The following is a 19,181-nucleotide window of genomic DNA, read 5'->3' as shown; positions in this document are numbered from 1 at the left end:
GCACCGCTTGATCGGAAGGACAGATCGTGTCGAACACGCTCCGTCTCGTCGGCCGAAGGCTGTTGCAGCTGCCGCTGATGATCCTCGGCATCACCTTCCTGGTGTTCTTCGTGATGTCGTTCTCGAAGGTCGACCCCGCCATCACCGCCCTGGGCGAGGGCGCGTCGATCGCCGACCGCGAGGCGTACCGTGAGGCGCTCGGCCTCAACGACCCGCTGTTCGTGCGCTACCTCGCCTTCCTCGCCGGCATGTTCCGCGGCGACCTGGGAACGTACTCCGCTCGCCAGCTCCCCGTCATCGACGAGGTGGCGCGGGCCTTCCCGATCACCCTCCAGCTGACGTTCCTGGGCCTGATCATCGCGGTCATCGGCGCCGGCCTGCTCGGCATCGTCGCGGCCGTGTACCGCGACCGCTGGCCCGACCAGCTCATCCGCGTCCTGTCGATCGCGTCGCTGTCGACGCCGTCGTTCTGGCTGGCGATCTTGATGATCCAGCTGTTCACCCTGCAGCTGCGGGCCCTCCCGGCTTCCGGTGCGCTGCCCGAGCTCACGCAGGATCCCGCGGGCTGGCTCGCCCGCATGGCGCTCCCCGCCGTGGCCCTCGCGATCCCGGTGATCGGGCAGCTGTCCCGCGTCGTCCGCACCGCGATGGTCGAGGAGCTCGACCGCGACTACGTCCGCACGGCGCTCGGCGCCGGCATCCCCCGACCGATCGTCGTGGGCCGCAACGTCCTGCGCAACGCCCTCATCACGCCGGTGACGGTGCTCGGCCTGCGCGTCGGCTACCTGCTCGGCGGCGCCGTCGTCATCGAGATCATCTTCGCGCTGCCCGGCATGGGGACCCTGATCCTCAACGGCGTGACCAACAACGAACCCAATCTCGTACAGGGGGTGACGCTCGCCGTGGCCCTGGCGTTCGTCGTCATCAACATCGTCGTGGACCTGCTGTACGTCCTCATCAATCCGCGGATCAGGTCGGTGTGACATGCGTAGACGACTGACAGAACGACTCTCCCGACCGGGACTGCGACTAGGCGAGCTCTCGCTCGGGGCCCGCATCTCGCTCGGCCTCCTCGTCCTCATCGGCCTGGCCGCCGTGCTGGCGCCCCTCATCTCGCCCTACGATCCGCTGGCCTCGGGGCCGCCGGTCCAGGCGCCGAGCGCCGAGCACCTGTTCGGCACCGACCGGCAGGGCCGCGACATCCTCTCGCGGCTGCTGCACGGCGCGCAGTACTCCCTCGTCATCGGCCTGGGCGCCACCCTCGTGGCGCTCGCCGCCGCCGCCGTCCTCGGGACGATCGCCGCGACCGCCCCGAAGGCCATCGCCGAGACGCTCATGCGTGTGCTCGATGTGGTGATGTCCTTCCCCGGCATCGCGCTCGCCGCGGTCTTCGTCGCCGTGTTCGGGCAGTCCCTGCCGGTGCTGGTGCTCACGATCGCGTTCCTCTACACCCCGCAGCTGACGCGGGTCATCCGGGCGAACATCATCGACCAGTACGGCGAGGACTACGTCTCGGCCGTCCGGGTGATGGGGACCTCGACGCCGCGCATCATCGTCAAGCACGTCGCCCGCAACACCATCGCCCCCGTGCTGGTGTTCGCGACGGTGCTCGTCGCCGACGCCATCGTCTTCGAAGCGTCACTGTCGTTCATCCAGGCGGGCGTCCCCGATCCCGAGCCGTCGTGGGGCAACGTCATCGCCGCCGGCCGCAACCTCGTCATGAGCGGCGCCTGGTGGGCGACGTTCTTCCCCGGCTTGCTCATCATGCTCACCGTCCTGGCGCTGAACGTGCTGGCCGAGAGCATGACCGACGCGATGGTGTCGCCGCGCGCCCGAAAGCTCTCGGACGACGCCGCCTCGGCCGACGAGGCGACCCACGACCTCGAGGCCGCGCAGGCTCCGGCGAGCGAGGGGGCGGCGCCCCACGAGGTGGCCACCGGCGTCGACGAACTCGACGACGAGCGGATGCCGCGGCTCGGGCTCCTCGGTGAGACCGTCGCGCCCCTCGCCGCTCAGGCTGCCCCCACGGTGCCGCTCGAGCAGCGCCTGGCAGAGCTCCGCGAGCGGGAGACGGGCCGCGCCGACCGCCTGGTCTACACCGCGGACGCGCCCGCGCTCCTCGAGGTCCGCGACCTGTCCATCTCGTTCGCCCGCCACGGCGACGTCCACGTCGTCGACCACGTGAACTTCAGCGTCCGGCCCGGCGAGACGATGGCGCTGGTGGGGGAGTCCGGCTGCGGCAAGTCGATCACCTCGCTCGCCGTGATGGGGCTGCTGGACCCCCGGGCCACCGTGACCGGCCAGATCCTTTTCGACGGCCGCGACCTGCTGACGATGACTCCCGCCGAGCGCAACGCGCTGCGTGGCAACGACATCGCGATGATCTACCAGGACGCGCTGAGCTCGCTGAACCCCGCGATGAAGATCCGGGCGCAGATGAAGCAGCTCACCTCGCGCGGCGGAACGCGGTCGGCCGAGGACCTGCTCGAGCTGGTCGGCCTCGACCCGCAGCGCACGCTGGCCTCGTATCCGCACGAGCTCTCGGGCGGGCAGCGTCAGCGCGTCCTCATCGCCATGGCACTCACGCGCAACCCGCGCCTGGTCATCGCCGACGAGCCGACGACGGCCCTCGACGTGACCGTGCAGGCGCAGGTGATCGAGCTGCTCAACGGGCTGCGCGAGGAGCTCGGATTCGCGATGGTGTTCGTGTCGCACGATCTGGCCCTGGTGGCAGAGCTCGCCCACCGCATCACGGTCATGTACGCCGGACAGGTCGTCGAGCAGGCGCCGACGCGGGATCTGCTCACCCAGCCGGTCCACGAGTACACCCGCGGGCTCCTGGGAGCGGTGCTGTCCATCGAGTCGGGCTCGGCCCGCCTGCACCAGGTCCCCGGTGTCGTGCCCTCGCCGCGCGACTTCCCCGCCGGCGATCGATTCGCGCCCCGCTCGTCGAACCCGGCGCGCAACCTCGGCGTGACGCCGGTTCGCCGGCGGATCGACGGCACCGACCATTACTACGCGGCGCATCCCGACGACGCGCCCATCGAGCCGATCGGAGCGAGCCGATGAACGACGCGGTCATCGAACTGCGGGACGTGCACGTCCGCTACAAGTCCCGCTCGTCGACGCTGTTCCACCGCCGCTACGTCGACGCGCTGGACGGGGTCTCCCTCACGGTCCGCCGCGGCCAGACCCTCGGCATCGTCGGCGAGTCCGGGTCGGGCAAGTCCACCTCGGCGAAGGTCCTCGTAGGCCTCGAACGGCCCACGTCGGGCTCGGTGGTCTTCGCCGGCGAAGAGGTGCGCAGCTTCACGACGCCGGTCCGCCGCCGCCTCGGCCGGATCCTCTCGGTGGTGTTCCAGGATCCGGCGACGGCGCTGAACGCCCGCATGACGGTGCGCGACGCGCTGCTGGACCCCATGCAGGTGCACCGCATCGGCTCGGCGGCCTCGCGCGAGCGGAAGGTCCGCGACCTCGTCGCGCGCGTCGGCCTGCCCGCGTCGGCCCTCGAGGCGCTGCCCGGGCAGCTCTCGGGCGGTCAGCGGCAGCGGGTGGCGATCGCGCGCGCCCTCGCATTGGACCCGCAGGTCATCGTCGCCGACGAGCCGACCTCGGCCCTAGACGTGTCGGTGCGCGCGCAGATCCTGAACCTGCTGACCGACCTCAAGGACGAGCTGGGCCTCGGGATGGTGTTCATCTCGCACGACATCCAGACGGTCCGCTACCTCTCGGACGAGATCGCGGTGATGAACCGCGGCCGCGTCGTCGAGTTCGGTCCCGCCGCCCAGGTCTTCGACCACCCCGAGGACGACTACACCCGCACCCTGCTGGGCGCATCCCCCTCACTTCTCGAACCGACGATCGTCGGCTGACCGCAACCGGAGCATCCCCCATGACCACGTCCTCCCCTTCCCCCGCCCCGCGCCGATTCTCGGGCGTCGTGCCGCCGGTGGCCACCCCGCTGCTGCCCGACGGCGGAGTGGACCATGCCTCGCTCGAGCGCCTGGTCGACCACCTCATCGAGGCCGGCGTCCACGGCCTCTTCGCCCTGGGCTCCACCGCCGAGACGGCCTACTTCACCGATGCGCAGCGCGCCGAGATCGTCCGGACCGTGACCTCGGCAGCATCCGGCCGGGTGCCCATCATCGTCGGGGCGATCGAGCTGACCTCGGCCCGCATCATCGAGACCGCGCGGCGGCTGACGATCCCCGGCGTGGATGCCGTCGTGACCACCGCGCCGCTGTACACCCTCAACTCCACCCGCGAGGTCGCATCCCACTTCGCCGCGATCGCCGCCGGCATCGACGTGCCGCTGTGGGCGTACGACGTGCCGGTGCGCGTGCACTCGAAGCTGCCCGTCGACCTGCTGGTGTCGCTCGGCGAGGCCGGGGTCATCGACGGCGTCAAAGACTCGTCGGGCGACGATGTCGGCTTCCGCCGGTTGGTGGCCGCCAATGAGGCTGCCGGCCACCCGCTCCAGCTGCTGACCGGCCACGAAGTGGTCGTCGACGCGATGGCCCTCGTCGGCGCCGACGGGGTCGTCCCCGGCCTCGCCAACGTCGAAGCGAGCGGATACGTCCGCCTGTGGGAAGCCGCCGTCCGCGGCGACTGGGCTGCCGCGCGCACGGAGCAGGAGCGGCTCAACCGCATCTTCGAGATCGTCTTCCAGCCCGTCGGGCTCTCGGGCGACGCCACGGGCGTCGGTGCGTTCAAGGCGGCCATGAAGGCCCGGGGGATCATCGACCACGCCACCATGGCCTTCCCGACGCAGCCCCTCGACGAGCAGGCGGTATCCCGGATCCACGGCATCCTGGCCTCGTTGGATCTGCTGCCGGACCCCGTCGCGGGATGACCGAGGTCGTCCTCGCGGTCGACATCGGAGGAACCAAGACCGCCGTCGCCCTCATCGACCGCGCAGGGGTCGCCCACGCCCGCGCGCACGGAGCGACGCCCGGCAGAGAGGGCCCGTCCGCCGTCGTCCGCAGCGTCGGAACCCTCGCCCGCGCAGCGCTGGAGCGGGCTCCCGCCGACATCGTCGTACGCGGCGTCGGCGTCGCCACTGCCGGAGTCGTCGACGTCGCCGTCGGATCGATCGTCTCTTCCACCGACACGATGACGGGGTGGGCGGGGACGCCGCTGCGGCAGCTGATCCGCGACGAGCTGGACGACGTGCTGGATGCCGGTGCGGTGGTCTCAGTGCAGAACGACGTCGACGCGCACGCCCTCGGCGAGGTCCGCCACGGGGCGGGCGCCGGTGCGCGCAGCGCGCTGGTCGTCGCCGTGGGCACGGGCGTCGGCGCGGGCATCGTCCGGGACGGCGCGGTGTGGCGCGGCAGCCGCGGTGTCGCAGGGGAACTCGGCCACGTGCCGATCCCCGGCGCGGAGCATCTGCGCTGTCCGTGCGGCCGGAGCGGGCACCTCGAGGCGCTGGGGTCGGGCGTCGGCCTGCACCGGCAGTACCTCTGGCTCGGGGGGGACGCCGCCGTCACCGACGCGCGCGCCGTCGTCGCCCTCGCCCGCCAGGGCGACGCGACCGCCGCTCGAGCCGTCGACGACTCCGCCACCGCGGTCGGCCGGGCGACAGCCGGAGCGGTGACGCTGCTCGACCCTGAAACGGTCATCATGACCGGCGGGATCGTCGCAATCGGCGAGACATGGTGGACGCCGATGCTGGCCGCGCTGCGGGGCGAACTCATCGACGCGCTCCACGACATCCCCGTCGTCGCCGGCTCACTGGGCGGCGATGCGCCCCTGCGCGGGGCCGCGAGCACCGCGTGGCACGACCTGGAAGAAGAGGACCGATGACCGACACCTCCGGAATCTTGGAGCAGCTCGCGGGCGGACTGATCGTCTCGTGCCAGGCATACCCCGGCGAGCCCATGCGCGATCCCGACACGATGCGACGCATCGCCGAGGCAGCCGTCCTCGGCGGCGCAGCCGGCATCCGACTGCAGGGACTCGCCGACATCCGGGCCGCCTCGGGCCTGACCGTGCCGATCGTGGGCCTGGTCAAGAACGGTGACGGCGACGTGTTCATCACCCCGACCCTGACCCTCGCGCGCGAGGTCGCCGACGCGGGTGCCGGCGTCGTCGCGATCGACGGCACCCGGCGGCCGCGGCCCGACGGCCTGACGCTCGCCGAGACCGTCGCGGGGCTGCGCGAGACCCACGACGTGCTCGTCATGGCCGACTGCGGGTCGCTGGCCGACGCGGTCGCCGCAGCCGATGCGGGCGCCGACATCATCGGCACGACGCTGGCGGGCTACACCGGCGAGCGGCCGAAGACCCCCGGTCCCGACCTGGAGCTCATCGCGCAGATCGCCGCCGCGCTGGACCTGCCGATCGTCGCCGAGGGCCGCATCCACACCCCCGCCGACGCGAACGCCGCGATGCGGGCGGGCGCCTTCGCGGTGTGCGTCGGCACCGCCATCACCCATCCCACGACGATCACGTCGTGGTTCGCCGACGCCGTCGCGTCCGCGCCGGGCAGGAAGGACAGCTGATGGAAGTCATCATCACCCGCGAGGACGCCATCGGCCCCCTCGTCGCCGACGACATCGCCGCGCTGCTGCGAGAGCGGCCGAATGCCGTGCTCGGGCTCGCGACCGGATCGAGCCCGCTGCGGGTGTACAACGAGCTCGCGGCGCGGACCGCCCGGGGTGAGCTGTCGTTCGCGCGTGCCCGCGCCTTCACCCTCGACGAGTACGTCGGGCTGCCCGCCGACGACCCCCGCAGCTACCGCCGCGTGGTCGCGACGGACTTCACCGACCGCGTCGACTTCGCCCCGGATGCCGTGCAGAGCCCCGACGGGGGAGCGGCGGACCTGGACGAGGCGTGCCGTCGGTATGAAGCGGCGATCACCGCTGCCGGCGGTGTCGACCTGCAGATCCTCGGGATCGGCACCGACGGGCACATCGCCTTCAACGAGCCCGGGTCCTCGCTGGCCTCTGCCACGCGGGTGAAGACCCTCACGATGCAGACCCGTCGCGACAACGCCCGGTTCTTCGACGGCGACGTCGACGCCGTGCCGATGCACTGCCTCACCCAGGGGCTCGGCACCATCATGCGTGCCCGGCACGTGGTGCTCGTGGCCACCGGGCAGGCCAAGGCCGAGGCGGTCCACCAGATGGTCGAGGGCGCCGTGTCCGCGATGTGGCCGGCCACGATCCTGCAGCACCACCCGCACGCCACCGTCCTGCTCGATGAGGCTGCAGCCTCGCGACTGCAGCTCGCCGACTACTACCGGTACACGTATGAGCACCGCCACCTCGTCCAGTGACGCGGCCGCGGCCGGCGGCATCCCCCGTGTCCTGATCAGTGCGTACGCCGCCTCGCCCGCGCACGGCGCGTGGGACCCGGCGCTGGAAGAAGAGCTGTTCGAGCGCCTCATGGGACTGCCCGCGGTGGCGGGCCTCGAGGTGCCGTGGGTCGGGGCCCTGCATCCGCACGACAGCGAGTGGTTCGTGCGCCACGTGCCCCGCTTGGCGGTGCTCGCCGTCACGGCGCTGCCGTGGGTCATGCGCCGGTGTGCCCAGGCGCCCGGGTACGGCCTGGCCTCGGCCGACCCCGACGGCCAGGCGGCCGCCCTCGCGGATCTGCGGGCGATCCGCGACCAGACTGCAGACCTCGCCGAGCGCAGCGGCGTGCGCACTGCGTTCGTCATGCTCCACTCCGCCCCGCGGGGGAGCGGCAGCGCAGACGCGTTCGCGCGGTCGCTCGGCGAGCTGGCGACATGGGACTGGGTCGGCGCCCGCCTGGCCGTCGAGCACTGCGACGCCGTGCGCCCGGGGCAGCCGTTCGAGAAGGGCTTCCTCTCGATCGACGACGAGCTGGCCGTCCTGGACCGGATGCCGGGGGCCGCCGGCCTCTGGATGAACTGGGGCCGCTCGGCGATCGAGCTGCGGGATCCCGCCGCGGTCACCCGCCAGATCGCGCTCGCCGCCGGGACCGGCCGGCTCACCGGCCTGACCTTCTCGGGGGCCTCGGTCATCGACGACGCCTACGGACCCGCCTGGATCGACACGCATCCTCCGATCCGCGAGACCGATTCCGCCACGAGCTCGCTGCTGACCGCCGAGGCCGTCGCCGCCGCGGTGCGGGCCGCCGGTGACGTGCCCTGGTGGGGGGTGAAGGTGAGCAGGCGGACGTCCGACCGCACGGCCGCCGACGTCGCGGCGACCGTAGGCCGTAACCTTGCCGTCGTGCGAGACGCGATTGCGGAGTCCGGCCGGTGACCGAGACCCTCATCCATTCCGCGCGCATCGTCACCGCGGCAGACGGCGCCATGGCCGATATCCCCGACGGCTGGCTGCACGTGCGCGACGGCGTCGTCGCGGGCGTGGGCGCGCGCGCGGATGGATTGCCGCGGGTCGATCCTCGGGCCGAGGTCATCGACGCCGTCGCCGTGGCCGGTGCCGGCGCGATGCTCACGCCGGGACTGGTCGACATCCACTGTCACGGCGGGGGAGGGGTCTCGTTCGACGGCTCGCTCGATGACATCGCCCACGCCGTCGCAGTGCACCGGCGACACGGGGTGACCAGCCTGCTGCTGTCCCTCGTCAGCGCACCGCTGGACGCGCTCGAGTCCCAGATGGCGCGCATCGCCGAGGCGATGACGGCGGTGCCCGGCGTCCTCGGCGCCCACCTCGAGGGGCCCTTCCTCGCCGACGCCCGCCGCGGCGCGCATGATCCCGCGGTGCTGCGCGAGCCCGAGGCAGGCGGGCTGGATCGGATGATGGCGGGCGGAATCGTCCGTCAGGTGACGCTCGCTCCCGAACTGGCGGGCTCGATGGGCGCGATCGAGCGCATCGCCGCCGTCGGCGCGGTCGCCGCCGTCGGGCACACCGACGCCGACGCCGACACCGTGGACCAGGCCTTCGAGCGCGGAGCGCGACTGCTCACGCACGCCTTCAACGGCATGCGCCCGCTGCTGCACCGTGCCCCCGGGCCCGTCGGTGCGGCGCTGGCCGACCCCCGTGTCGTGCTCGAGGTGATCCCCGACGGCGTCCACGTCGACGGAAGGGTGGTCCGGATGCTGTTCGCCGCCGCCCCCGGCCGGATCGCGGTCGTCAGCGACGCCATGGCGGCCGCCGGTGCGCCCGACGGCCGGTACGCCCTGGGATCGCTCGAGGTCGACGTCGTCGACGGTGCGGCCCGCGTGGTCGACAGCGGCTCGCTCGCCGGCTCGACCCTGACTCTGGATGCGGCCGTGCGCCACTGCATTCGGTTCGGTGTTGCGCTCGCCGACGTCGTCCGCGCCGCGACCGCGACACCGGCGCGCGTGATCGGTCGCCCCGACCTCGGTGTGCTCGCGGCGGGTGCCCCCGCCGACGCGGTGCTGTGGAGCGTGGACCTGCACGTCGCGCGGGTGTGGCAGGACGGCGCGGTCGTCGTGGGCTGACGCCTACGATCGAGAGATGCCGCTGATCCAGCCCCTGCCGCCGCCCGGCGGGCGGGTCGTCGTGCGCTACCTGCTGCCGAGCGGCCAGGCCACCGACGCCCTCGGCGAGCTGCTGAGCGCCGACGAGCACACCGTCGTCGTCGACGGCAAGCGTGGGATCGAGCGGATCGCCGTCGCCGACATCATCGCCGCCAAGCCCGTCCCGCCGCCGCCCGCCCCGCGGACGCGCTGACCGGCGGCGCTACCCGCCGGCGCCCCGACCATCCCGCACCGCCGCGAAGCGGTCCAGCAGGATCGGGATGCCGGTCTTCATCCACCACGCGGGGTCGACGGTGCCCGCCGACATCCCGTGGCCCGGATCGAACTCCGCCATGTGCAGGGGCTCGTGCGCTCGGTCGAGCGGCGTGCCGAGGACGTCGGCCGCCTCGGCGAGGACGACGCTGCGCAGGCCGAACCAGTCCTCGGGCAGCGGGGTCTCGCCCAGGCGTGCCCGCAGCTCCCGCCACAGGTACGGGTCGCCGCGGAGTCCCCATTGCGTGACCCCGCGCTCGAACAGGCTGCCGATGCTGCCCGGCGCGACCGGCGGGGGGAATCGCGCGTGGACGAGCGCGCGCACGTGGCGGTACGCCGCATCGTCGAAGGCGACGAGGCGCAGCTCCTCGACCCCGGTCGGGGTGTGCTGTGCGGCGTCGAGGGCGGCGGTGACGGATGCCGCGCGCGGCCACCCGTACACGCCGGCGCCGACGAGGGGCGCGGCCACGCACCGGGCGCCCAACTCGTCGGCGACCTCGAGGACGCGGCGGAAGCAGCTCTCGAGCAGGGCGGGATCGGTCTCGCCGGCGTTGCGGTTCGGGCCGACGGTGTGGATGACGTGGGCCGCGGGCAGGTTCCCGGCGATCGTCCAGCCGGCGTCGCCGCTGGCGAGCCCGTCGGGGAAGCGCCGGATGCAGTCCGCCAGCAGCGCCGGCCCTGCCGCGCGGTGGATCGCGCCGTCGACGCCCCCGCCGCCGCGCATGCGGTTGTTGGCGGCGTTGACGATGGCGTCCACGTGCTCCCGCATGATGTCGCCCTGTACGGCGGTGACCCGGATCATGCCCTCATTGTGCGCCCGGGACGCCCGCTTCTACAGGCGCGGGGTGCGCGGCGGCTCGACGCGCCGCGCCCCCGTGGCCTCGAACGCTCCGGCCAGACGCAGCAGCCGGGAGTCGTCGTACGCGCGCCCGGCGAAGGTCAATCCCACCGGCATCCCGATGTCGGCCATGACCCCCATCGGCACTGTGACGGTCGGGATGCCGAAGTGGCGGACGGCGAGGTTGCCGTTGGCGATCCACACGCCGTTCCGCCAGCCGAGATCGGCGGATGCCGCATCGACGTCCATGTCGGCGGGCCCGACGTCGGCGACCGCGGGGAACACGACGGCGTCGAGCGAGAGGGCGTCCATCCACTCCTCGAGGTCGACCCGGCGGGACTCCTCGAGGCCGCGGACGCCGTCGGCGAGCTCGGGCATGTCGTCCCACGTCGCGCCGGGATGCCGGCGCACCCAGTCGGGGTACTCGGCGATGTCGTCGTCGAACCCGGTGTAGCGATCGGTGAGGGCTCCGGGCGGGACCGGGAAGATCGTCCGGCCGTCGACGTCCGCGAGCGTGGACAGCGCGGGGTCGCCGTTCGCGCGCAGGAAGTCCTCCCACGCCCACGCCGACAGGTCCACGATCTCGCGCCGCAGGTAGTCGGCGCCGACGAACCCGCGGGTGGTGATCGTCGCCGCTCCCGGGCGGTCGCCCTCGTAGTTGGACACCACGGGGAAGTCCACCTCGACGACCTCGACGCCGTGCGCCTCGAGATCGCGCCGTGCGGCCCGCCAGAGTTCCATGACGGACTCGCGCGTGCGGATGGGCTGTCCGGTCGGGCCGCCGATCCCGGGGTGCTCGCCGGTGCCGGCATCCGGATCGGCGTTGATGTACATGCGCGGGACGCCGATGCGGACCCCCGTCAGGACGCCGCACGCGGCGGCGCCGTCGACGGCGAGGTCGGCGTACGAGGCGGGACGGACCTCGGAGGCCCGGGGGAGCGGCACCCACGGCTGCCGCCGCCAGAAGTCGCCGCGCGTGTCGGGGTCGTCGGCGACGATCACCTCGAGCACCTCGAGCAGATCCGCCATCGTGCGGGTGTGGGGCACGACGACGTCCATCGTCGGGACGAGCGGCCAGTTGCCGCGCACCGAGATCACGCCGCGCGAGGGCGTGTAGGCGCACAGGGCGTTGTTCGTGGCGGGACCGCGGCCGCTCGACCACGTCTCTTCGCCCAGGCCGAACGCCGCGAAGCTCGCCGCCGTGGCGGTGCCCGAGCCGTTCGAGGATCCCGAGGCGAACGGGGCGGTGAGGTAGGCGGCGTTATAGGGGCTCTCGGCGCGGCCGTAGAGGCCCCGCTGCATGCCGCCGTTGGCCATGGGCGGCATGTTGGTCAGCCCCAGGCACACCGCGCCGCCGGCGCGCAGCCGCTCGATCGTGAACGCGTCGCGCTGGGCGACGAGGTCCGCGAACGCGGGCGACCCCGCCGCGGCGGTGAGGCCGCGCACCAGGTAGCTGTCCTTCGCCGTGTACGGGATGCCGTCCAGCGGCCCGAGCAGCGCGCCGTCGGCGCGCCGCGCGTCCGAGGCCGCCGCCTCGTCGAGCGCGGCCGGGTTCGCGACGACGACGGCGTTGAGCGCGGTGGCGGTGTCGGGCCGGTCGTACGCGTCGATGCGGGCGAGGTAGGCCCGGACGAGCTCGACGCTCGTGGTCCGGCCGGACTCGAGGGCCGCCCGCAGCTCGGCGATCGACGCCTCGACGACGTCGATCATCGGCTAGCCCCGTCGCGGCCGGCCACGCGCGGCTGCTGCTGCGTGATGCAGTGGATGCCGCCGCCGCGCGCGAAGATCGGGCGGGCGTCGACGGTGACCACCTCGCGACCCGGGTACGCGTCGGCCAGGATCGCCCGTGCGGTCGCGTCGGCGTCGTCCTCGCCGAAGCCGCACGCGATCACTCCGTCGTCGACCACCAGGTGGTTGATGTAGCTCCAGTCCACGAAGCCTTCGTCGTCGCGCAGCGTCGCCGGGGCGGGCACGTCGATGATCTCGAAGGCGCGGCCGGCGGCATCCGTCTCGTGGGTCAGCAGCTCCCGCAGCCGGCGGGTCACGTCGTGGTCGGGGTGGGCTGGGTCGTTCTGCGCGTGCAGCAGCAGGCGGCCGGGCGACGGGATCGTCGCGACGATGTCGACGTGCCCGTTGGTGCCGAACTCGTCGTAATCCCGCGTCAGGCCCCGGGGGAGCCAGATCGCCTTCGTCGTCCCGATCGTGCGGGCCAGCTCCTCCTCGACGCGACGGCGGTCGGCGTAGGGGTTCCGGCGGGGATCCAGCTGCACGGTCTCGGTGAGCAGCACCGTCCCCTCGCCGTCGACGTGGATGCCGCCGCCCTCGTTGACGAGGACGGAACTGATGTGCCGGGCGCCGGTGAGCTCGGCGATGAGCCGGGCGATGTTCGCCGATGCCGTCCACTCGGCCCACTCGTTCGCGCCCCAGCCATTGAAGATCCAGTCCACCGCCCCGAGGGCCGTGGGGTCGGCGTCGTCGACGACGAAGGTGGGGCCGAAGTCCCGCATCCAGAACTCGTCCAGCGGAGCCTCGACGCGCTCAATGTCCGACGACAGCATCCGCCCGGCGCGGACGCGCTCGGTGGGGTCGACGATCATCGTCACCGGCTCGAAGCGCGCCACGGCGTGGGCGACGGCGGTCCAGGCGGCGTAGCACTCCTCGCGCTCGGCATCGGTCTCGCCGAGGGTCTGGCCCTCGCGGGGGAAGGCCATCCAGATGCGTTCCTGCGGTGCGGTCTCGGCCGGCATGTGCCACGCCATCGTGGGTCCTCCTGGAATCGGGCGGCAGTTGTTGATCACTTGATCAATTCGTCACGACGGTACAGAATCGAGGGAATGCCGTCAACCTCTTCGCGCCGGCCCGCCGCCGAGCGGCGCGCCGAGATCGCCGCCGCCGCCCAGGCCCTCGCCCTCGAGAGCGGCCTGAGTGCCGTCACGCTGCGCGCGATCGCCCAGCGCATGGGTGTCGCGCCGGCGCTCGTCGCGCACTACGTCGCGAGCATGGACGAGGTGGTCGCGGACGCCTTCACACGGATCGTGGATGCCGAGCTCGGCGAGCTCGAGCGGCTCGCCGGCGCGCAGCCGGAGCCGGGTCGTGCGCTTGATGTCGTGCTCGCGAGCCTCATCGACGCCGCGCGCGACGACGTGACCCTGGTCTGGGTGCAGAGCTGGGCGCTCGGCGGCCGAAACGAAGTGCTCGCCGCAGCGGTCCGCGAGGCCATGGACCGCTGGCGGGCGTTCCTCGCGGGGATCCTGCGCGGCGGACGCGCGGAGGGGGCCTTCCGCATCGCCGACCCCGACGCGGTGGCCGCGCAGATCCTGGGCATGATCGACGGCGTCAATGCGCACTCCCTCGTGTCGTGGCAGGACCCCGCCGAACGGCTCGCGCTGCTGCGCCGTTCCGTCGAGGCGCTGATCGGTGCGGCGGGCAGCGGATGATAGCGCTTCCATGGCCGCCGGGATAGGGGGAGGAGTGCCGGCGCTCGTGACGCCAAGCTGATAGCCGCGTCACAACCGCATCAAGAAGGGGGCATCATGCTTTGGACCATCCTCGGACTCATCCTCATCGGTCTCATCGCCGGTCTCATCGCTCGCGCGGTCATCCCCGGCAAGCAGAGCATGGGGATCCTGATGACAATCGTGCTGGGCATCGTCGGCTCGTTCGTCGGCGGATTCCTCGGCTTCGTCATCTTCGGCGCAGACCCCGCCGAGGGCTTCCTGCAGCCGGCCGGCATCATCGGCTCGATCATCGGGGCGATCCTCGTGCTCGGCATCTACGTGCTGGCCACGCGCCGCCGTCGCGTCGTCTGATCCACCACCGCGCGCGGCCGGGAACCCTCTCGGCCGCGCGCGTGCGTGTACGCGTGTGACATGACCGGCAAGTTGGCCATCGGCGATGTGCGCGTCGGGACGTCCGGGTGGGCGTACCCGCACTGGCGCGGAGTTCTCTACCCGCCGGGCACGGGCAGCCGTCAGCTCGAGGTCTATGCGGCCGAGTTCGACACGGTGGAGCTCAACGCGAGCTTCTATCACTGGCCGCGCGCGGCCGCCTTCGAGAACTGGCGGCGCCGGCTGCCACAGGACTTCGTGTTGACGGTGAAGGCGCCGAGGGGGCTCACCCATGCCGGCGCACTGCGCAATCCGCAGGTGTGGGCGGACCGGATCGGCGACGGCATGCGCCCCCTCGGTGGGATCGCCGGACCCCTGCTGCTGCAGCTGCCTCCGGATGCAGAACGCGACGACGTGCGACTGGACGTCGCGCTCGCCGCGATGCCGCCCGGACTCCCGGTCGCGGTGGAGCTGCGGCATCCGTCCTGGGTCCACGATGACGTGTTCGCGCTGCTCGAGCGGCACGACGCGTCGTACTGCGTGATGAGCGGGGCGCGGCTGCCGTGCGAACTGCGCGCCACGGCCGAACTCGTCTATGTGCGCTTCCACGGGCCGGATCCCGACACCCTCTATGCCGGCAGCTACCCTGACGCCGATCTGGACTGGTGGGCCGCGAGGATCACGGAGTGGCGGGCCGCCCATGCAGTGGTGGCCTACTTCAACAATGACGGTCACGGATACGCCGTGCACGACGCCCGCCGGCTGAAGGCGCGACTCGGGCTGTCCGCGCGGGCGGGGCAGGATGGTCGGTGATGAACGACATCCTGATCGACGCCGACGAGCTCGCCCGACTGCTCGAGGAGGGCGCGCGCGTGCGTCTGCTCGACGTCCGGTGGCGCCTGGACCGGCCGGACGGCCGCCCCGACTACCGCGCCGGCCACCTGCCCGGCGCCGTCTACGTCGACCTCGATGCCGAACTGGCCGAGCACGGCGCGCCGACCGCCGGCCGGCATCCGCTTCCCTCCATCGCCCGGCTGCAGGCGGCGGCCCGGCGCTGGGGCATCGCGGCGGGTGATGAGGTCGTCGTGTACGACGATCTCGGATCCCTCTCGGCGGCCCGCGCCTGGTGGGTGCTCACGGATGCCGGGCTGCCGGGCGTGCGGATCCTCGACGGCGGGCTGCGATCCTGGACGGCATCCGGCCGCTCGCTCGAGACCGGGGACATCAGACCGGCCCCGGGTACCGTCACCCTCGCGTCAGGACGCCTGCCGTCCCTGACCATCGATCAGGCGGCCGCGCTGGCCGGTCGCGGCGCACTCGTCGACGTCCGTGCGCCCGAACGCTACCGCGGCGATGTCGAGCCCATCGACCCGCGCGCAGGGCACATCCCCGGTGCGATCAATCTGCCGACGACGGGCAACGTGGACGACGCCGGACGCTTCCTCTCGGCCGAGGCCCTGCGGCGGCGCGCCCGGGAGGCGGGGATCGAACCGGGTGCAGAGGTCGGGGTGTACTGCGGGTCCGGCGTGACCGCATCGCACGCCTTCGTCGCGCTCACCCTCGCCGGCTATCGACCCGCCCTGTACGCGGGCTCGTGGAGCCAGTGGGCGAACCATCCCGACCGGCCCGTCGAGACGAGTCCGGCCCGACCATGAGACCGGGGCGGGCGCGCCCCCCGCGCGCCCGCCCCGGTGTCCTCGGTCCGTCAGACCGTGGGCCTCGGCGCGCTCGAGGGATCGGCGGACGACCCGGCCTCGGCGCGGACGGTCTCGGCTCCTTCGCGGGCCTGCTCCTTGACGGACTCCGCCGCGTCGCGCACCGGCTCCTTGAGGTGCTCCGCTGCGTCGTGGGCCGCTTCTTTGACGTCCTCGAGCAGCGGCTGCGCGGCATCCTTCACGTGCTCGGCCGCGCGCTTCTCGGGCTCGCTCGCCGGCAGGAGGGATCCGAGGATCCAGCCTGCGGCAAGCGCGATGACGCCCACCGCGACGGGATTGCCGCGCGTCTGGGCCGAGATGCGGTGCGGAACGTCGCCGACGGCGTGCGCCGCTGAACCTGCGGCGGAGCCCACGTTGTGCGCGGTGTCGTCCGCCGCGCCCATCACCCGGTCGCGGACGCCCGCGAGGGCGTTGCGCACCCGGCTCGTCTTGCGGTGGAGCGCCTTGGCCGGGTTGACCTTGTCGGCGAGGGCGTCCACGTCCGACCCGAGCTCGCGGTGGGTGCGTTCGATGTCCGCCCGGATCTCATCGGTGGTGCTCATCGGTTCTCCTCATTTCTCTTCAGCGTGTCGGGGATCTCACGGAGGGTCTCGACGGTCTGCGGCGCTCCCTCGACGCGATCGAGCCGGCTCCGGCCCACCGCGAACAGGATCGCCGCGAGGATCGCCCAGATCACGGCGACGATGATCGCCGCCCATACCGGCCCGACCGGGTCGGTGAGCGCCGCCCAGAGGGCCAGGGACAGGAACAGGACGGTCAGACCGCCTGCGTAGGCGGCTCCGCCCATGAGCCCTGCGCCCATGCCGGCCTTGGCCGCGGAGTCCTTCAGCTCGGCCTTGGCCAGAGCGACCTCCTGCCGCATGAGGGTGGAGATGTCGCGCGTCACCTCGCCCAGCAGCTCGCCGAGCGACGCCGACGCGGCCCGGCGCTCGGACGGCGTGGCGGTCGGGTCCAGTCGCGGATCAGCCATGGGTGACTCCGGGCGTCGTTCCCGGAACCACCCCGGGAGTGCTGTGCCCGGCCGTTCCGGCGCCGGGCACCGTGGCGGTCGTCGACCCCGGGACGGCCGGGGGCACGGGTGACGGCACCGAGGTCCCGAGGTCGGCGGCGCGGGCCTCGGCGCGGGTGGCGGGAACGGCGGGGGCGGTGTCCGCGGCGTCGGACGCCGATTCCCCGAGGGAGCGGGTGAGGCGGCCGGCCACCACGCCGACGGCGACGGCGATGCCCAGGAATGCGGCGGGGCGGCGGCGGGCGAAGCGGCGGACCTCGTCCAGGATGCCGCGCGCATCGTGGCCTTCGAGCCACCGTGCGGTGTCCTGGGTGCGCCGTGCCGCCTGCCGGACCAGGTCGCCGGCGAGGCCTGACGGGGCGGTCGCCGCGAGCTGATCCAGGTCGCGCCCGACCGAGGTCAGCCCCTCGGACGCGCGGTTCACCTGGTGGTCGGCCTGCTGCCGCAGCTCGTCGCCGACGCGGCCGGCGACCTGTCGTGCCTGGTAGCGGGTTTCGTCGACGACGCGGCCCGCCTCGCCCTTCGCGGTCTGGGCGACGCCGCTCGCCTTCGCGCCCACGCCGTCGGGGTGGCTCGGGGTCGACCCCGGCGTCCTCATGTCGAGATTCGTCATCAGATCCTCCTCTGGTTCGCGCCGCTCTGGAGCAGCGGTCGCGTCGCGGTCGGGCAAGCGTGCGGCCGCCTGTCGGGGACCGCCGAGAGGGTTGACGGATGCGGGCCGGGCGGTCTACTGTTCCGCGCCCGGGACGCAGTATGCTCCGGCGTGTGAGGCAGGTGCGGGGGGTCGCAGCAGTCGTCGCCGTGGTCGTGGTCGCGGGTGTCACCGCGTGTGCGCCGACGCCCGCGCCGGAGGGGACGACAGCCGGCATCCCGACGAGCATTCTCGAAGGGGCATGCATGGATGCCGTCGACGGCATCGTCGCCGCCGTGACCGAACTGGCCGCTGGTTACGAGGAGCCTGCCGCCGGCGTCGAGCCCACGGCCGCGCCCGAGCCGCCGGATGCCGCGGACGGCGAGCAGCTCGCGGACGCGGTCGACGCGGCGCGTCGCGCGCGGGATCGCCTGGACTGCGATCGCGAGACCTTCACCGCCGAGCTGCGGGACCGCCTGGGCGCGGCGGAGCCGCAGGGCGCAGTGGCGGCGGCCGTCTGGCGTCGCGCCTCCGCCTCCATCCTGGGCACCGTCCGCACCGAGGGCGGGGAGTGGATGCTGTCCCCCGGAGAGGACCTGCTGGACGCCCTCGCGCGCGCCGCCGAGGGAACGACGATCGTTCTGCCCGCCGGTGACGTGGCGCTGCCGGCCACAGCGGTGCTGCTGGCCGGAGTGACACTCCGCGGTCAAGGCAGGGAGCGGACGATCGTGCGCTCCGAGGCGTCCGACGCGGGCGTGATCGTGGCCACCGCGTCGCTCGTGCGCCTGGAGTCCCTCACCCTGGCGCTGTCGGACGCGACATCCGCCTCCGGCCTCGTGGCGGGCCCGACGGCATCCGTCGCTCTCTCGGATGTCCGCGTCACGGGCGCGCGATCGGGCGCCGGCGGTGCCGGCGGCGCGGGCGTGTACATATCCGCGCAGCGAGACGAAGGCGCCGGGAGAGGCACGACCCTCGAGATCACCGACTCCGTCTTCGACCGCAATCAGTGGGCGGGGGTCGCCGTCGCGGGCGGCCATCGCGCGAGCATCCAGGGTGCGACGTTCGCCTCGAACGGCGAGATCGGCGTGCTCTTCCTGGACTCCGCGGGCGGCTCGGTGACCGAGAGCGCCTTCCGTGACAACGGCGTGGCGGTCGCCGCGACCGGCACGGCCGACCCCTCCTGGGCGCAGCTCGAGATCCGCGGCGGGTCGGTCGGAGCGCAGGTGGACGCCGACGCCGCCCCGGTGATGAAGGACCTGCGCATCCGCGGGACGTCCTCGGCGGCGATCATCTTCGGCGGCGAGTCGGGGGGAGCGGTCGAGGGGGCCGTGTGCACCGACACGCCTTACGGCATCGTCGTCGCGGACAGCGCCGCGCCCACGCTCGGCGACAACGACTGCGTCCTCGCCCGCGGCGCGTTCTGACGCCGCGCGACCGTCGAGTCCGACGACACGCCGCCGAAACACTTGA

Annotated in this window: 21 protein-coding genes; 15 read left to right on the top strand and 6 right to left on the bottom strand. The window is 73.0% G+C overall.

Features of this window, described 5'->3' with window-relative positions; genetic code table 11:
• The first annotated feature begins 26 nt into the window (after positions 1 to 26).
• Genes ACYVF4_RS13345 through ACYVF4_RS13300 form a run of 10 tightly spaced genes read left to right on the top strand, consistent with a single transcriptional unit; the run spans position 27 to position 9,632 of the window.
• Complete coding sequence (locus tag ACYVF4_RS13345; RefSeq protein ID WP_460723598.1) at positions 27 to 983, top strand: ABC transporter permease; 957 nt, start codon at positions 27 to 29, stop codon at positions 981 to 983.
• 1 nt (position 984) lies between these two features.
• Positions 985 to 3,069 (top strand): dipeptide/oligopeptide/nickel ABC transporter permease/ATP-binding protein, encoded by a 2,085-nt coding sequence (locus ACYVF4_RS13340; protein WP_460723596.1) that lies wholly within the window; start codon positions 985 to 987, stop codon positions 3,067 to 3,069.
• Positions 3,066 to 3,872 (top strand): ABC transporter ATP-binding protein, encoded by an 807-nt coding sequence (locus ACYVF4_RS13335; protein WP_460723594.1) that lies wholly within the window; start codon positions 3,066 to 3,068, stop codon positions 3,870 to 3,872. The genes ACYVF4_RS13340 and ACYVF4_RS13335 overlap by 4 nt, the downstream gene beginning before the upstream one ends.
• Before the next feature lie 20 nt (positions 3,873 to 3,892).
• Positions 3,893 to 4,852 carry a dihydrodipicolinate synthase family protein gene (locus ACYVF4_RS13330; RefSeq protein ID WP_460723592.1) on the top strand — a complete coding sequence of 320 codons (960 nt, stop codon included), beginning with the start codon at positions 3,893 to 3,895 and terminating at the stop codon, positions 4,850 to 4,852.
• Complete coding sequence (locus ACYVF4_RS13325) at positions 4,849 to 5,805, top strand: ROK family protein (protein ID WP_460723590.1); 957 nt, start codon at positions 4,849 to 4,851, stop codon at positions 5,803 to 5,805. Before ACYVF4_RS13330 ends, ACYVF4_RS13325 begins: the two co-directional genes overlap by 4 nt.
• A complete protein-coding gene (locus ACYVF4_RS13320) occupies positions 5,802 to 6,503 on the top strand; it encodes an N-acetylmannosamine-6-phosphate 2-epimerase (RefSeq protein WP_460723588.1) in 702 nt (233 codons plus the stop codon). Before ACYVF4_RS13325 ends, ACYVF4_RS13320 begins: the two co-directional genes overlap by 4 nt.
• On the top strand, positions 6,503 to 7,279 hold the full coding sequence (gene nagB, locus ACYVF4_RS13315) for a glucosamine-6-phosphate deaminase (protein ID WP_460723586.1): 777 nt from the start codon (positions 6,503 to 6,505) through the stop codon (positions 7,277 to 7,279). Before ACYVF4_RS13320 ends, nagB begins: the two co-directional genes overlap by 1 nt.
• Complete coding sequence (locus tag ACYVF4_RS13310) at positions 7,254 to 8,234, top strand: DUF4862 family protein (RefSeq protein ID WP_460723584.1); 981 nt, start codon at positions 7,254 to 7,256, stop codon at positions 8,232 to 8,234. The genes nagB and ACYVF4_RS13310 overlap by 26 nt, the downstream gene beginning before the upstream one ends.
• Positions 8,231 to 9,400, top strand: a complete 1,170-nt coding sequence (nagA, locus tag ACYVF4_RS13305) for an N-acetylglucosamine-6-phosphate deacetylase (RefSeq protein ID WP_460723581.1) — start codon at positions 8,231 to 8,233, stop codon at positions 9,398 to 9,400. The genes ACYVF4_RS13310 and nagA overlap by 4 nt, the downstream gene beginning before the upstream one ends.
• Positions 9,401 to 9,416: 16 nt before the next feature.
• Positions 9,417 to 9,632, top strand: a complete 216-nt coding sequence (locus ACYVF4_RS13300) for a putative acetyltransferase (protein WP_460723579.1) — start codon at positions 9,417 to 9,419, stop codon at positions 9,630 to 9,632.
• Between the two features lie 9 nt (positions 9,633 to 9,641).
• Here the strand turns inward: ACYVF4_RS13300 and ACYVF4_RS13295 are convergent, their stop codons facing one another.
• From ACYVF4_RS13295 to ACYVF4_RS13285, 3 genes are read right to left on the bottom strand one after another with little or no spacing between them, the layout of a single operon-like run.
• Positions 9,642 to 10,493: a macro domain-containing protein gene (locus tag ACYVF4_RS13295; RefSeq protein ID WP_460723577.1), complete on the bottom strand. Its 852-nt coding sequence runs from the start codon at positions 10,491 to 10,493 to the stop codon at positions 9,642 to 9,644.
• Between the two features lie 30 nt (positions 10,494 to 10,523).
• A complete protein-coding gene (locus ACYVF4_RS13290) occupies positions 10,524 to 12,239 on the bottom strand; it encodes an amidase (RefSeq protein ID WP_460723575.1) in 1,716 nt (571 codons plus the stop codon).
• Positions 12,236 to 13,288 (bottom strand): agmatine deiminase family protein, encoded by a 1,053-nt coding sequence (locus ACYVF4_RS13285; RefSeq protein WP_460723573.1) that lies wholly within the window; start codon positions 13,286 to 13,288, stop codon positions 12,236 to 12,238. The genes ACYVF4_RS13290 and ACYVF4_RS13285 overlap by 4 nt, the downstream gene beginning before the upstream one ends.
• A gap of 75 nt (positions 13,289 to 13,363) precedes the next feature.
• Between ACYVF4_RS13285 and ACYVF4_RS13280 the strand changes: the two genes are divergently transcribed.
• The 4 genes from ACYVF4_RS13280 to ACYVF4_RS13265 all read left to right on the top strand — a co-directional run bounded on the left by ACYVF4_RS13280 (position 13,364) and on the right by ACYVF4_RS13265 (position 16,011).
• On the top strand, positions 13,364 to 13,966 hold the full coding sequence (locus tag ACYVF4_RS13280; RefSeq protein WP_460723571.1) for a TetR/AcrR family transcriptional regulator: 603 nt from the start codon (positions 13,364 to 13,366) through the stop codon (positions 13,964 to 13,966).
• 96 nt (positions 13,967 to 14,062) lie between these two features.
• A complete protein-coding gene (locus tag ACYVF4_RS13275) occupies positions 14,063 to 14,338 on the top strand; it encodes a GlsB/YeaQ/YmgE family stress response membrane protein (protein ID WP_460723569.1) in 276 nt (91 codons plus the stop codon).
• A 60-nt stretch (positions 14,339 to 14,398) separates the two neighbouring features.
• On the top strand, positions 14,399 to 15,169 hold the full coding sequence (locus ACYVF4_RS13270) for a DUF72 domain-containing protein (protein WP_460723567.1): 771 nt from the start codon (positions 14,399 to 14,401) through the stop codon (positions 15,167 to 15,169).
• Positions 15,169 to 16,011 carry a sulfurtransferase gene (locus ACYVF4_RS13265; RefSeq protein ID WP_460723565.1) on the top strand — a complete coding sequence of 281 codons (843 nt, stop codon included), beginning with the start codon at positions 15,169 to 15,171 and terminating at the stop codon, positions 16,009 to 16,011. The genes ACYVF4_RS13270 and ACYVF4_RS13265 overlap by 1 nt, the downstream gene beginning before the upstream one ends.
• A 50-nt stretch (positions 16,012 to 16,061) precedes the next feature.
• On the opposite strand, the gene ACYVF4_RS13260 is transcribed toward ACYVF4_RS13265, so the two are convergent.
• Genes ACYVF4_RS13260 through ACYVF4_RS13250 form a run of 3 tightly spaced genes read right to left on the bottom strand, consistent with a single transcriptional unit; the run spans position 16,062 to position 17,693 of the window.
• Positions 16,062 to 16,613: a DUF3618 domain-containing protein gene (locus ACYVF4_RS13260; RefSeq protein ID WP_460723563.1), complete on the bottom strand. Its 552-nt coding sequence runs from the start codon at positions 16,611 to 16,613 to the stop codon at positions 16,062 to 16,064.
• The gene (locus ACYVF4_RS13255; protein WP_460723561.1) at positions 16,610 to 17,041 is read right to left on the bottom strand and encodes a phage holin family protein; all 432 of its coding nucleotides are present in this window, start codon (positions 17,039 to 17,041) and stop codon (positions 16,610 to 16,612) included. The genes ACYVF4_RS13260 and ACYVF4_RS13255 overlap by 4 nt, the downstream gene beginning before the upstream one ends.
• On the bottom strand, positions 17,034 to 17,693 hold the full coding sequence (locus ACYVF4_RS13250; RefSeq protein ID WP_460723559.1) for a hypothetical protein: 660 nt from the start codon (positions 17,691 to 17,693) through the stop codon (positions 17,034 to 17,036). The genes ACYVF4_RS13255 and ACYVF4_RS13250 overlap by 8 nt, the downstream gene beginning before the upstream one ends.
• A gap of 284 nt (positions 17,694 to 17,977) precedes the next feature.
• Here ACYVF4_RS13250 and ACYVF4_RS13245 point away from each other — a divergent pair, with 284 nt between their 5' ends.
• Positions 17,978 to 19,135 (top strand): right-handed parallel beta-helix repeat-containing protein, encoded by a 1,158-nt coding sequence (locus tag ACYVF4_RS13245; protein WP_460723557.1) that lies wholly within the window; start codon positions 17,978 to 17,980, stop codon positions 19,133 to 19,135.
• Positions 19,136 to 19,181 lie beyond the last annotated feature (46 nt).

The organism is Microbacterium aureliae, assembly GCF_054780155.1.
The sequence above is the reverse complement of the archived record's forward strand: the minus strand, read 5'-3'. Positions and strand labels throughout refer to the sequence as shown.

Excerpts from the sequence above, each read along its gene's own strand:
- ACYVF4_RS13320 (WP_460723588.1), top strand. The coding sequence starts at position 5,802 with ATGACCGACACCTCCGGAATCTTGGAGCAGCTCGCGGGCGGACTGATC.
- ACYVF4_RS13245 (WP_460723557.1), top strand. The coding sequence starts at position 17,978 with ATGGATGCCGTCGACGGCATCGTCGCCGCCGTGACCGAACTGGCCGCT.
- ACYVF4_RS13330 (WP_460723592.1), top strand. The coding sequence starts at position 3,893 with ATGACCACGTCCTCCCCTTCCCCCGCCCCGCGCCGATTCTCGGGCGTC.
- ACYVF4_RS13340 (WP_460723596.1), top strand. The coding sequence starts at position 985 with ATGCGTAGACGACTGACAGAACGACTCTCCCGACCGGGACTGCGACTA.
- ACYVF4_RS13310 (WP_460723584.1), top strand. The coding sequence starts at position 7,254 with ATGAGCACCGCCACCTCGTCCAGTGACGCGGCCGCGGCCGGCGGCATC.
- ACYVF4_RS13280 (WP_460723571.1), top strand. The coding sequence starts at position 13,364 with ATGCCGTCAACCTCTTCGCGCCGGCCCGCCGCCGAGCGGCGCGCCGAG.
- ACYVF4_RS13325 (WP_460723590.1), top strand. The coding sequence starts at position 4,849 with ATGACCGAGGTCGTCCTCGCGGTCGACATCGGAGGAACCAAGACCGCC.
- ACYVF4_RS13255 (WP_460723561.1), bottom strand. The coding sequence starts at position 17,041 with ATGGCTGATCCGCGACTGGACCCGACCGCCACGCCGTCCGAGCGCCGG.
- ACYVF4_RS13260 (WP_460723563.1), bottom strand. The coding sequence starts at position 16,613 with ATGAGCACCACCGATGAGATCCGGGCGGACATCGAACGCACCCACCGC.
- ACYVF4_RS13285 (WP_460723573.1), bottom strand. The coding sequence starts at position 13,288 with ATGGCGTGGCACATGCCGGCCGAGACCGCACCGCAGGAACGCATCTGG.
- ACYVF4_RS13270 (WP_460723567.1), top strand. The coding sequence starts at position 14,399 with ATGACCGGCAAGTTGGCCATCGGCGATGTGCGCGTCGGGACGTCCGGG.
- ACYVF4_RS13290 (WP_460723575.1), bottom strand. The coding sequence starts at position 12,239 with ATGATCGACGTCGTCGAGGCGTCGATCGCCGAGCTGCGGGCGGCCCTC.
- ACYVF4_RS13300 (WP_460723579.1), top strand. The coding sequence starts at position 9,417 with ATGCCGCTGATCCAGCCCCTGCCGCCGCCCGGCGGGCGGGTCGTCGTG.
- ACYVF4_RS13250 (WP_460723559.1), bottom strand. The coding sequence starts at position 17,693 with ATGACGAATCTCGACATGAGGACGCCGGGGTCGACCCCGAGCCACCCC.
- nagB (WP_460723586.1), top strand. The coding sequence starts at position 6,503 with ATGGAAGTCATCATCACCCGCGAGGACGCCATCGGCCCCCTCGTCGCC.
- ACYVF4_RS13275 (WP_460723569.1), top strand. The coding sequence starts at position 14,063 with ATGCTTTGGACCATCCTCGGACTCATCCTCATCGGTCTCATCGCCGGT.
- ACYVF4_RS13295 (WP_460723577.1), bottom strand. The coding sequence starts at position 10,493 with ATGATCCGGGTCACCGCCGTACAGGGCGACATCATGCGGGAGCACGTG.
- ACYVF4_RS13335 (WP_460723594.1), top strand. The coding sequence starts at position 3,066 with ATGAACGACGCGGTCATCGAACTGCGGGACGTGCACGTCCGCTACAAG.
- ACYVF4_RS13265 (WP_460723565.1), top strand. The coding sequence starts at position 15,169 with ATGAACGACATCCTGATCGACGCCGACGAGCTCGCCCGACTGCTCGAG.